This is a genomic window from Phycicoccus sonneratiae, assembly GCF_016887965.1.
GTDB classification, from domain to species: domain Bacteria; phylum Actinomycetota; class Actinomycetes; order Actinomycetales; family Dermatophilaceae; genus Phycicoccus; species Phycicoccus sonneratiae.
Genome location: NZ_JAFDVD010000013.1, coordinates 156,721 through 169,169, shown reverse-complemented (window position 1 = coordinate 169,169; position 12,449 = coordinate 156,721). Strand labels below are relative to the sequence as shown.

5 protein-coding genes are annotated in these 12,449 nt (G+C 74.7%); all 5 read right to left on the bottom strand.

Annotation, left to right across the window (positions count from 1 at the left end):
* Nucleotides 1-123: 123 nt before the first annotated feature.
* A complete protein-coding gene (locus tag JQN70_RS12850; protein ID WP_204131735.1) occupies nt 124-678 on the bottom strand; it encodes a M23 family metallopeptidase in 555 nt (184 codons plus the stop codon).
* Between the two features lie 133 nt (nt 679-811).
* Entirely contained in the window at nt 812-3,343 is a 2,532-nt protein-coding gene (locus tag JQN70_RS12845) for a transglutaminase-like domain-containing protein (RefSeq protein ID WP_204131734.1), read from the bottom strand.
* The gene (locus JQN70_RS12840) at nt 3,340-4,950 is read right to left on the bottom strand and encodes a DUF58 domain-containing protein (RefSeq protein ID WP_204131733.1); all 1,611 of its coding nucleotides are present in this window, start codon (nt 4,948-4,950) and stop codon (nt 3,340-3,342) included. Before JQN70_RS12840 ends, JQN70_RS12845 begins: the two co-directional genes overlap by 4 nt.
* Nucleotides 4,951-4,960: 10 nt before the next feature.
* Nucleotides 4,961-5,932, bottom strand: a complete 972-nt coding sequence (locus JQN70_RS12835) for an AAA family ATPase (RefSeq protein ID WP_204131732.1) — start codon at nt 5,930-5,932, stop codon at nt 4,961-4,963.
* 43 nt (nt 5,933-5,975) lie between these two features.
* Nucleotides 5,976-12,269, bottom strand: a complete 6,294-nt coding sequence (locus JQN70_RS12830) for an Ig-like domain-containing protein (RefSeq protein ID WP_204131731.1) — start codon at nt 12,267-12,269, stop codon at nt 5,976-5,978.
* Nucleotides 12,270-12,449 lie beyond the last annotated feature (180 nt).

Below are 12,449 nucleotides of genomic sequence, written 5' to 3'. Positions count from 1 at the left end.
CCCCCCCCCCCCCCCCCCGCGGGGGGCCCCCCCCCGCGCGCCGGGGGCGGGGCCGCCCCCCCCCCCCCCCCCCCCCCCGGGGGGGGGCCCCCCCCCCCGGGGGCCCCCCCCGCTCGTCTGCGCTCAGCAGTGGTTGGTGCTCTTGATGTAGTGGACGTCGTCCGGGTGGAAGGTCACGCCCTGGACCACCGCGTCGACGACGGCACCGTCGCGGATCTGCTCGTAGTGCAGGTGCGACGAGGGCTGCCCACCGCTGGCCCCGACCCGGGCGATGAACTGGCCCTGGTTGACGTGGTCGCCCTTCTTCACCTGGAGCGACCCGAGCTTGAGGTGCGCGTAGCGGGTCTTCCACCCGCTCGTGCCGTGCCGGATGACGATCGTCTTCCCGTAGCCACCGGCGCCGGTGTCGGCGAACTCCACGGTGCCCGCGGCCGAGGCACGCACCGCCTTCCCGCTGTCGGCGTCACCCGCCCCGAGGTTCCAGTCGACCGACTTCTGCGGGCTGTGCGGCTTGCCGTCGTAGTACGTCCACGCGCTGCCGCGCCAGGTCTCCCCGCAGTTGAACGGCGCCTTGAAGGCGGGGCGGGCGCCGGCCGCCTCCGCCGCGAGGGGTGCCGCGGCCACGACGGCCGCCGTCAGGGTGCTCGCCGCGAGCAGCGAGGTCGTCATCCGCTTCATGCTGGTGCTCCTTCGTCCTCCCCGGAGGCTCTCCCCGGCTCGCCCACGAGCCTCGTCGCGGGCCCTGCGGATCGACTGCGCAGGCGATCCCTCGCCGCTGTGCGATCGCTGTGCCGGCGGTCCGGGTGCGGGGTCAGGCGGGCGTCGGATCGCTGCCGCCGCGCCGGGGCAGGCTCGGCACCCGGACCCGGCGCCACCAGGGGCCGGCCGGGGCGGTGCGCTCGCGACGCACGAGCAGCGGGCGAGGGTCGGCGTCGGAGCGGACCCTCGTCCACCGGCCGACGCCCGAGCGCATCGTCGTCAGGGCCGCCTCGGCGTGCTCGTGCAGGGCGTCGGTGGAGGCGGGGTCCCCGTCACCGGGGCCGAACACGACGGCGTCGACCGCACCGGCCACCGACGACACCGTGACGACGTCGTCCGGGAGGGCCGCGGCGGGCGCGGGCGCCCCCTCGTCCGCCGGGACGAGCGAGGCCTCGAGGACCGCCGCGTCGATGGCGTGCGCCTGCTCGCGGCGGGTGACCCGGCGGGGCACTGCCACCCCGAGCGAGCGCGCCTCGGCGACGAGGTCGCGCCACACCCAGGCGGCCCGCCCCGGCACCGGTCCGGCCGCGACGTGCTTCCGGCGCCGCCGGCGCTTGAGCCAGCGCATCCCGACGAGGTAGAGGGCGACGAGGGCGGCCAGGGCCACGAGCCCGGCGAGGACCTGCAGCCACAGCGGCCACGCCGTGACGTCGAACGGGTTCTTCTTGCGCTTGGCGAGGTCGGTGGCGTTCTGCGCCTGGTCCGGGCCCTGGAGCACCGACGGCGGGCTGACCCCGGCCGGGGGCGGCACCTGGGCGCCGACCTTCTGCTCCTCGGTCTTCAGCTGCTGCTCGCTCGGGGTCTTGTCGCGGCTCGGGACGAAGGTCTGGGCGCCGAGCGGGTACCAGGTGCCGTCGTCGAGCCGGACCTCCACCCACGCGTGGACGTCCTTGCCGCGCACGTCGCCGCCGGCCTGCGGCGTGGCCCCCATGACGACCCGCGTCGGGATGCCGAGCCGCTGCCCGACGAGCGCGAGGGTCGCGGCGTACTGCTCGTCGTTGCCGGCGAGCTTGCTCGACCCGACGAAGCGGGTCAGCCGCGAGACCGCGTGCCCCGGCAGGTAGACCTTCTCGAAGCTGTTCGGGGTGCCGCCGTCGGTGTAGGTGCCCTCGGTGCGCATCGCCGTCGCGAAGGCCCGCAGCTTCGACCACGGACCACCCTCGGCGCGCGAGGTCCAGGCGTCGATGCGGGCGTCGAGGAAGTCGGTGTCGACCCCGGTGGAGGCACCGGAGGCGACGTCGAGGTCCTTCGGCAGCTCGCGGGCCGGCGTCGGGCCGAGGACGGCCGTCATCGCGTAGGTCTCCCCGCCGAGCAGGCCGGCCTGGACGACCGCGGTGTCGGTCTCGGTGTTGAGCCACAGGGCGTCGGCGAGCTCGTCGGCGCGCGGGCCGCTGAACTCGATGCGCGTCGGGTCGCCGACGGTCGGCAGCCAGTTGCCGACGTACCCGGCGTCCGGCACCGACACCCGGACCTCGGCCGACTCCCCCTCGCGGGCGGCGGCGATGCGCGAGCCGACCTGCTGGAACGGCACGCCGTCGGAGCTGCGGTCGGCCGCGCCCCAGACGAGGCCGTCGTAGTGGTCGAGGGTGGCGAACCGCACCGGCGTCCCGGCCGGCAGCCCCTGCACCCGGAGCACGACCTGGTCGTAGAGCTTCGCGTCGTTGGGCTCGGTGTAGCGCCGGTAGCCGGGCAGCGGGCTCGCGAACTGCGAGACGTCGAGCGGCGGGACGAGCCGGGTCCGCACGACCTCGCGCCGCTCGGTCGCCGAGGTGCCGGGCAGCGCCGGACCGGCGAAGGTGCCGGCGAGCAGCGCGACGACGGCGAGCGCGGCCCCGGTGGCCAGGCGCACCCCGCGGCCGGCGCCGTTCTGCACCGGCGGGCGGGTGCGGTGCGAGCGTACGACGAGCCACGCGACGAGCACGGCCGCGAACCCGACGCCTTGGACGAGCAGCGCGGCAGGCTGGGAGGTGCCGAGGGCGATGGACGCCGCGAGCAGCGCGATGGGGGCGAGCGCGGTGAGCGGGATGCTCGCCCAGCGGCGGGCCACGCCGAGGGTGAGCGCGCCGCCGAGCAGGCCGGCGAGCCACGGGAGGGCGACGACCGCGCCCCGGGCGTCGACCGGGGGCAGCAACGTCAGCCACTTCTTCCAGCCGGTGACCGCCCACGTCGCGAGGTCGACGAAGGTCTGCGGGGTCGGGACCACGCCGCCGAGGAGGTTGTCGCGCACCGCGACCGGGCCGCCGAGGAGGAAGTACGTGGCGGTGAGCACGAGGAAGGTGGTGAGCGCCATCCAGCGGAGCGCGCCGGCGAGGTGACCGACGAGGAGGCCGAGGAGCAGACCGACCCAGGCCGCGACGACCCACTCGACGCCGAGGAAGCCGGTGCGCATCCCGACGAGGGCGATGCTGCAGAGGACGGCGGCGAAGCCGAGGTCGACGAGCGCGTCGCGGTCGGGGACGACGGCGGCGAGCGTGCCCGGGGCGTCCGGGTCGCGGCGCGGGCGGCGCCTCGCGGCGCCGCCGCGCAGGGCGGTGGCGAGGCTGGGGGCGGCCGGCCGGTCGCCGGTGGGTGCGCTGGCGCTCATGTCATGGCTCCGGAGAAGAGGACTCGTCGCAGGTCGGTGAGCTCGCGGACGTGGAGGATGACGACCGAGCCGAGCCGGCGGACGCCGACCGGCACCTCGGGGTCGACGACGAGGGCGACCTTGACGACCTCGGGCTCGAACTGGTCGAGGGTGCGCTGCACCTGGATGAAGGGCCGCTCGACCCCGGTGACGAGGACGGCGATGCTCGCGTCCGGGGCGAGGGTGGAGGCCTCGCCGACCGAGGCGTAGAGGTCGAGGTCGCCGACCTCGGCCCGCGACAGGGAGTCGAGGGTCAGTGGCGCCGTGGTGCGCGACGCGGTCTCGCCGTGGCAGACGACGGTCGTGTCCTGCTCGTCGAGGATCGAGCGCAGGGCGAGCGAGGCGGCGCAGGAGATGGCGAGCTCGACGTCGTCCTCGCCGCCGGCGTACACGTCCGGCGTCGTGTCGACGACGACCGCGAGGTGCGAGCGCCGGGTGTCGAGGAACTGGCGGACGAGGAGGCGGCCGTGCTTGGCCGAGGAGCGCCAGTGGACGTAGCGCCGGTCGTCACCGGCCTGGTACTCGCGCAGGGCGTGGAAGGCGAGGTCGGACATCGACAGGTCGGGCGTCACCTCGCCCTCGAGGTCGCGGAGCAGGCCGGCCCCGAGGCTGTCGAGGGAGATGGTCCGCGGGTGCACGTAGAGCTCGGTGCGCTCGGTCCACTCGACGGTGCGCCGCACGAGGCCGAGCGGGTCGCCGTGGACCGTCGTGGCCGGCCCGACGGGGACGACCCCGCGCTGGTGGGTCGGGACGACGAAGAGCTCTTCGTGGGTGCGGCCGGAGGCGAGGGCGGGCAGGGTGAAGCGGGCCGCGGTGTGCCCGACGGGCAGCTCGACGAGCAGCGGCAGCATCGCCCGCTTCGACCCGTTGGTGACGGCCACGCGGCCGGTGGCCGGGTCGCCGACGGTGACGCGGGTCGGCTCGACGTCGGCGCGGATGCGGACCTTGGCGCGGTCGAGCGCGAGCAGCAGGCAGGCGAGGACGAGGACGAGGCACGCGGCGGCGACCATGCCGAGCTCGGCCCAGGCGTAGCGGGCCGCGAGCCACCAGCCGAGCAGCCCGACCGCGAGGACGGTCCAGCCGAGCGAGGACACCCAGCGCAGCACCTCGAGCACGGGGTGCCACACCGGGCGGGTCTGCTCGGCGAGCGGGCGGATGCGGCTGCCGGTGAGGACGAGGATGCGTGCCCCGGTGTCGGTGATCGCGCTCGGCACCTGGACGCGCGGCAGGGTGATGGTGCGGGTGTTGCCGTCGGCCCGGGTGCGGCCGCGGGTCGCCGGGCGGGACGCACGGGCGCCGTCGGGGACGTCGTCACGCCCCGGGCCGGTGCTGCGGAGCTTCGGCAGGCTGACGCGGGGTCCCTTGCGGCGCTTCGGGCCCCGCTCGTCGCGCCGGCGGCCGCGGGGCTCCCCGGCGTCGGCGCGCAGGGCCGCCCGGGAGGTCGTCGACCCGTCGTCGGCCACCGGGCGCCCGGCACCGCCGGCGCCGCGCGGCGTCGGGGGTGGGGTGAGGTCCGAGCGACGGACCGTCGACTCGGCGTCCTCGGGCAGCCCGGTGGGGTCGCTCATCCGCGGTCCTTCATACGGCGACGCGCTCGGTGGGCGGGGCGACCTCGGCGAGGATCTGGTCGATGACCTGCTCGACGCTGATCCCGGCGAACTGCGCCTCGGCGGTGACGAGGAGGCGGTGGTTGAGCACCGGCTGGGCGAGCAGCTTGACGTCGTCGGGCACGACGTGGTCGCGGCCCTGGCTGATCGCCCAGGTCTTCGCGCACCGGACGAACGCGAGGCACCCGCGGACCGAGAGCCCGAGCCGGATGCTCACGTGCCGCCGGGTCTCCTCGGCGATGCGCGAGACGTAGTCGAGGATCGCGTCGTCGACGTGCACCTCGTCGGCGAGCTCGGCCATGTCGCTGACGACCTGCGCGGTGACGACGGGCTCGAGGGCCTTGGTGCGGTCACGGGTCGCGGCGTCGCGCAGGACGCGGACGGTCGCGTCGTGGTCGGGGTAGCCGAGCGTCGTCTTCATGAGGAAGCGGTCGAGCTGGGCCTCGGGGAGGCGGTAGGTGCCGGCCTGCTCGATGGGGTTCTGGGTCGCGATGACCATGAACGGCTCGCCGACCGAGTGCCGCGTCTTGTCGACCGTGACGTGGCCCTCCTCCATCACCTCGAGCAGCGCCGACTGGGTCTTCGGCGAGGCGCGGTTGATCTCGTCGGCGAGGACGATCGTCGCGAAGATCGGGCCCTCGTGGAACTCGAACTGCTTGCTGTTCGGGTCGTAGATCGTCACGCCGGTGACGTCGCTCGGCAGCAGGTCGGGGGTGAACTGGATGCGCGAGTTCGTGCCCTTGACCGTGCCGGCCATCGCCCGGGCCAGCTGGGTCTTGCCGGTGCCGGGGAAGTCCTCGAGGAGGAGGTGGCCCTCGGAGAGCATGCAGGTGAGGGCCAGCCGGATGACGTGCTCCTTGCCGAGCACCGCCTTGTCGACGTTGGCGACCATGGCGCCGAAGGTCTGCGAGAACCAGCCGGCCTGGTCGGGCGAGACGGTCATGCGGGGGTTTCCTTCCGTGGAGGGACGAGGGGGAGGGTCGGGGTCACCACGCGACGTAGGCCGACGTGTAGCAGGTGCTGCCCCGGCAGAGTCGCATGGCGAGCGGGCCGGCGGTGTCGGCGACGACCATGCCGGTGCTCGGCCAGGTGTAGCTGTTGCCCGACCCGGTCGGGGTGAGCCGGACGCTCGAGGTGAACGTGGTGCGACCGCCGTCGTAGAGGGCGGTGACCGTCCACGTGCCGCCACCGACGGGGAAGTCCTGGATGTCGAACTCGATCTTGGGGCAGGGGTTGTTGGCGCAGCTCCCGGTGCCGTTGGGGACGCGGATGTGCGGCCCCTTGTGGACGTTGACGACCTGGGGGTCGGGGCGGGGCACGACGACCTGGCGCGAGACCGGGGCCGACCAGCCCGCGGCCGAGTGGGCCTCGACGGTCAGCGTGTAGGTGCCCGGCCCTCTGCTGATCGAGTGCGACGTCTTGTTGCCGCCGAAGGTGCCGGAGTCGGCGCCGGAGAGCCGCACCTGGTCGATCGGTCGGCCGTTCTCGGGGAGGTTCCAGCTCCACGAGGCCCCGGTCGTGCCGTTGTTGTTCCCGCTCAGGCCGGTCGGCGAGAGCGTCGGGCCGTACGGGGTGGCCGAGCCGTTGGCCCGGTTCGACTCGTTGCCGCCGGAGTTGACCGTCCAGACGGTGATCGTCACCTGGCGGGTCGGGCTCGTGCGGAAGTTCGGGATGGAGAACGGCTCGGTCGTGCCGGGTGCGCACCCGCAGTTGTGGGTCCCGGAGCGTCCGTCGCTCGAGGACCACCGGATGGCGCTGAAGCTGCCGGCGCGCGGCTGCCCGACGGCGACCTGCACGTCGACCGACTGGTCGGCGCGCGGGGTGGTCACCCGCACCGTCGGGTTGCTCGGCTGCCCGACCGAGGTGAACGTCGAGCGGTTGGCCTGGGGCGACTCGAGGTCGGCGCCGTTGGTCAACGTCGCCGTGTACTCGTAGGTGCGCCCGTCGTAGGGGATGACGACGTCGGCCGAGCGCACGTCCGGCGCGGTGTCGGTGACCTTGGTCCAGCCGCCCCCGCCGACCCGCTGGTACAGCGAGTACCTCGTCGTCGGCGGGCCGTTCGGGGACCCCTGCTCCCACGAGACGCGCAGGGTCGCGGAGTCCTGCGCCGGGCCGGGACCGCTCGCGGCGATGGCCGGGGCCGGCAGCGCACCGGGCGTGCCGGCCGACTGCATCGTCACGGCCGGGCCGAACTGGCCGGCGCCGAGCTCGTTCCACGCCTGGACCTGCACCGACTGCTCGGCCATGTTGTCGAGGCCGGTGACCGTCGTCTGGCGGGTGGCCGGCGGGACGTCCTGGGTCTTGGTCTGCCCGGTCGAGGAGATGAGCCGGACGACGTACTTGCGCAGCGCGCTGCCCTCGTTGACCGGCTGGTCCCACGCGATGGTCAGGGTGCCGTCGCCGCGGGTCACCATCCGCACGCCGGTGACCGCCTCGGGGAGCCGGTCCGGGCGCACGGCGGCGCTCGGCGTGGACGGGTCGCCCTCGCCGATGCCGTTGACGCCCGCGACGGTGAACCGGTAGTCCTCGCCGTTGGTCAGGCCGGTGACCGTGCACGGGCTGGCCGTGCACGTGACCTGGCCGCTCGAGCCCCCGGTCCAGCGGACCACGTAGGACGTGACGACCGAGCCGCCGTCGTAGGTCGGCGGGAGCCACGACACGCGCGCCTGGCCGCCGGCGTCGCGGTCGGCGACGGCCTGCACCTGCCGCGGCTGCCCCGGGCGACCGAGGAGGGTGACCGAGACCCGGCCGGTCGTCTCGCGGTTGGGGCCGTCGCTGACCGTGAGCGCGACGGACGCGGTCTGCGACGGCTTCTCGCCCGCGGTGAGCGTCAGCGTGCAGCCCGACGCCGACGTGCTGAGGCCGCTGCCGGTCTCGACCCGGGCCGCGGTGATCGAGCACGACGGCTCGCGCAGCGGGGAGTCGAGGTAGGCCGAGACGTCGACCTGTCGCGACTGGCCCTCCTCGAGCCCGGTGACGCTGATCGGCCGCAGCCGCGCCGGGGCCTGCGCCTCGCCCCCGAGGACGCGGACGTTGATGCCCGACGGCGCGGCCATCCCGCGCGAGGAGACCGCGAGCCGGCCGTCGGAGGTCGTCGCGTCGCGGTCGGCGGAGAGGGTGACCCGGCGACCGCCCGGACCGTCGGCGCGGAAGGAGGCGTCGGCCTCGGTCTCCCACCGGGTCTCGAACTCGACGTCGTCCATCGTCATGCCGACGGGCAGCCAGGCGTGGCAGAAGGTCGGGATGTCGACGGTGCGCTCGAGCCCTCCGGCGAGCACCGTGACCGCGCCGTCGGGGCAGCGCAGCAGCGGCACCTTGGGACCGACCTGCACGGGGATGGAGACGTAGGCGGTGCCGAAGTCCTTCTGCCCCACCGCGTCCTGGTCGGTGACCTCGACCATGACGGCCGCCGGCCCGACGTACCCGTTCGACGAGGTGAGCTGCAGGGTGCGGTTGTCGGTCAGCGAGGCGGCCAGGTCCTGCGCGGGCGAGGCGCTGAGCGTGTCGGCGGTGGTCACCGAGACGACCCGGTCGCGCGGCGACTTCACGTAGTCGCCGAGCGCCACCGTCCTCGAGGAGTCGGGGTCCATCTCGATGACCTTGCCGGCGACGACGAACGGCTGGCCGTTGGCGCCGGTGGGGACGTTGACGACGGCCATCGCGCGCAGGCCGTCCTCGTCCTCGATGACGTAGGGCGCGGCGTACGGGTGGTCGAGGACCTTGACCCGGACCCGGCCGTCCTCGATCGTCGCGTCGTTCGAGAGGACGTCGACGACCTTGAGGGTCGCCGGGTCGGAGTCGACGTCGGTGTCGTTGGCGAGGACGTCGACGAGGGTGCTCGTCTCCCCCGGCTTGGGGGCGGCGACGTCGTCGGTGGCGACCGGCGGGTTGAGGTAGCCCTTGACCGCCCGGACGAGGATCGTCGCGCGGCTGGGGTCGAAGAGCCCGTCGCTGATGCCGTAGACGAGCTGGTGCAGGGCGGTGGTGTCGGCGGGGACCTTCGTCTGCACGACGTGGTCGTCGTCGACCCGCCACTCCTTGAGCCGGTCCGGCGGGTTGAGGCCCTCGGTCTGGACGTCGACGACGTCGCCGCGGGCGATGAGGTCGTTGGTGAGCGGCTTGATGGTCACCGTCTTGCCGGGGGCGGCGAAGACCTCGTCGGGCACCGCGACCGGCGGCTGCGGGTCGCCGGGCTGGACGACGCCGACGCGGATGTTCGCCCGGCTCGTGGCCCCGAACCGGTCGCGGACCTCGTAGGTGATCACCTCGGTGCCGGCCGCGAGCGGGAACGCCTCGTAGCGCACCGTGTTCGGGCCGATGCCGACGACCCGACCGTGGGTGAGGTCGACGGCCCCGCCCTCGGAGCCGACGACCCCCGTCACCGACACCGAGTCGCCGTCGGGGTCGACGCCGAAGGTCGGCACGGTCATCGTGATCGGGTCGCCGGCGGTGACCGTGGCGGTGAAGCTGCGCGCGACCGGGGCCTGGTTCACCCGCTGGGCGCTCGGCAGCGGCGTCACCTGCACCCGGACCCGCCCGGTCTGGGCGCGCGCCTTGAGCCCGTCGGCGTACGCGGCGTACTCGATCGTCACGAACTTCTCGGCCCGCAGCCCCCGCGCCTCCGGCACGTAGCGGACGACGTTGCCCGAGGCGAAGGCGCGCTGGGCGTCACCCTTGCTGATGACCTTGACGCTCGCGGGGTCGAGGCGCAGCGGGATGCCGTCGGCCATCGTGTCGTTGTCGAGGACGGGGATCGAGACGGTGTCGCCCTCGCGCACGACCGCCTTGTCGTCCTGGACGAGGGGCAGGGCATCGGTGAGGGCCCCCTGCTGGAGGACCTCGATCTCACCGGTGGTGCGCTGCGTCCCGTCGCTCACCGTGTAGCGGACGGTCCCCCGGCGCCCGGTGTCGCCGCCGGGCGCGGGGTCGAGGGCCTCGACCCGGACCCACCGGCCCTGGTAGATCGACGGCTGGAGCCACGAGGAGTCGGTGCCCGGCTCGGTGGCGGCCGTCACGAGGACGTCGCCGCGCGGCGAGTAGTCGTTGGCGAGGACGTCGACGACGGTGGGCGCCTGGTCGTGGAGCGTCGCGGTGTCGGGCACCGCCACGGGCGGGGCGCCCTCGGGCGGCGGCGTGAGGTCGACCCGGATGCGCCCGGGCGCGGCGCCGGCCCCGGTGGTCGCCGAGTAGGTGAGCTCGTAGGTGCCGGGGGCCCCACCGGTGACGGTGACCTGACCCGTCGCGAGGTCGGTGTCGACCTGGAGCGGGCCGACCGGGCGCACCTCCGAGCGGAGGCGGAGCGTGGCGTCCGGCTCCCCCGGGTCGGCGCCGGCGACGTCGTTGCCGAGCGGCTCGACCTGCAGCGGCTTGCCGACGACGCCGCGCACGGCATCCGGCTGGGTCCGGGGGGCGACGAACTTGCTGTCCCCGCTCGGGCTGATGACCTGGGCGTTGACGCTGCCCTTGGTCGTGCCGCCGCGGCCGTCGGTGACGACGTAGCCGACCGGCTGGCGGCCCTCCTCGGTGGGTGCGGTGAGGGTGACCCGGCCCTGGCCGTCGACGACGCCGCCCTCGACGTCGGCGCGGGCGGCGAGGACGTCGTTCTCGGGGTCGCGCCAGTCGGCGAGGACGGGCACCGAGAGGCGGCGCCCGGCGATGACCGGGTACACCTGGGCCGCGAGCGCCGCGCCGCCCTTGCGGAGCACGGGGGCCCCGTTGACGGTGTCGGGCACGACCCGCACGCTGACCTTGGCCGACTCCTTCGAGGTGGCCTTGCCGTTGTTCACCTTGTACGTGAACTCGAAGGTGCGGTTCTCGGTGCGGGCCGGCACGGCGACGTCGATGGCCTGGCCGTCCGCCGAGACGCTGGCGGTGACGCCGTCCATGCTCGGGCGGCTGACGTCGCGCTGGTCGATGGCGAGCACCGACCCCGCGACGTCGGTGTCGTTGTCGAGGACGTGCAGCTTGCTCGTGCGCCCCGGGCGCACCTGGAGCGAGTCGTCGACGGCCTTCGGCGGCTGGTTCGCGCTCGCCTCGTCGACGAGGTTCTCGTCCTTCTTCTTGTTCTTGTCGTCCTGCTTGACCGGAGGGGTCAGGGCGTCCCAGTTGTCGATCTTCGTCGGCTTGTCCTCGAGGTCCCACACCCCGCCGTTGTCGAGGTCGTTGAGGACCACGAGCCCGCGGTTGACCCGGAAGGCCACGCCGTCACGGGTGGACTGCTCGCCGTCCGCGGGCAGGGTCGCGGTGCGCTCGTCGCCGGTGCGTCCGCAGTTCGCGCCGTAGAAGACGCGCTCCTGCTCGGCCCACGCCGCGTGGACGCAGCCGCCGAGGACGACCGGGCGGGTGACGAGGGTGGCGCCGGGCACCCGGTTGACCTGCTCGCCGACGACGACCCCGCCGGGCGAGACCCCACCGTCGAGGGGAACCTGCACCGCGCGCCCCACCGACTCGACGACGACCGTCGCCGCCTGCGGGCCGGGCTGCTGGAGCGCGGCGACCCGCTCCCCGTCGACCGTGACCTGGGCGTCGAGACCGGCCGGCTTCTCCGCCGTGAAGACGCGGTCGGTCTCGGCGTCGTAGGCCACCCAGTCGGCGCCGAGGGCCGTGACGTCGGGCAGGCTCGAGCGCAGCTCGGTGGCGACGACCACCGGTGCACGGAAGCCCTTCCCGCCGGGGGCGATGCTCGTGACCTTGCCGTCGGCCCCGGAGACGACGTGGACGACCCCGTCGGTGCCGACGGCGATGGCGGCGTTCTTGCCCACCGTGGCGACCGGCTTGGCGCCGACGGCGACGTCGGGGAAGGTCGTCGTGCCCGCCTTGGGGTCGACCCGCTGGGCGTAGACCTTGCCGGTGGACGGCTCGAGGAGGGCGAGGGTGCCGCCGCGCAGGTCGACCGGGCGCGGGGTGAAGCGGCCCCTGGCGCCGGAGACGGCGGCGACGCTCGCGGCCGGGTCGCCGGCCGTCGAGGTGCGGGGGTCGAGGGGGAAGAGCTCGCCGGTGCCGGTGTCGAGGCCGAGGACGACCGCGCCGTCCTGGAGCACGTCGAGCCCGGCGCCCGCGCCGGCGTCGGTGGCCACGCCGGTGTCGAGCTGGCCGATCGGCACGTTGGCCTTGGCGAACTTCGCCTGCTGGGCCGAGCTGACCCACACCCCGGCGTCGTTGAGGTCGCTCTCGTGGACGGTCGTCCCGTCGCTCGCCACGGCGGCGTACCCGAGCCCGGCGGCGACGAGGGAGACCACGACGGCGCCGGCGGTGCGGCGTCGAGCGCGGTTCCTCGCCACGCGAGCGCGCGCGGCACCGACCCGTGTCACGTCAGCTCCTCGTCATCGTCAGGGGACCCCGCGGCCCGGCTCCCCCGCCGGGCACGTCGGTCCAGACTAACCGCGCGGGGGTCGCTCATCAGCAGGATGGCGTGACCCGGCCTCCCGGGCCATGGGGAGGACTACCCAGGTGCGGCCTCG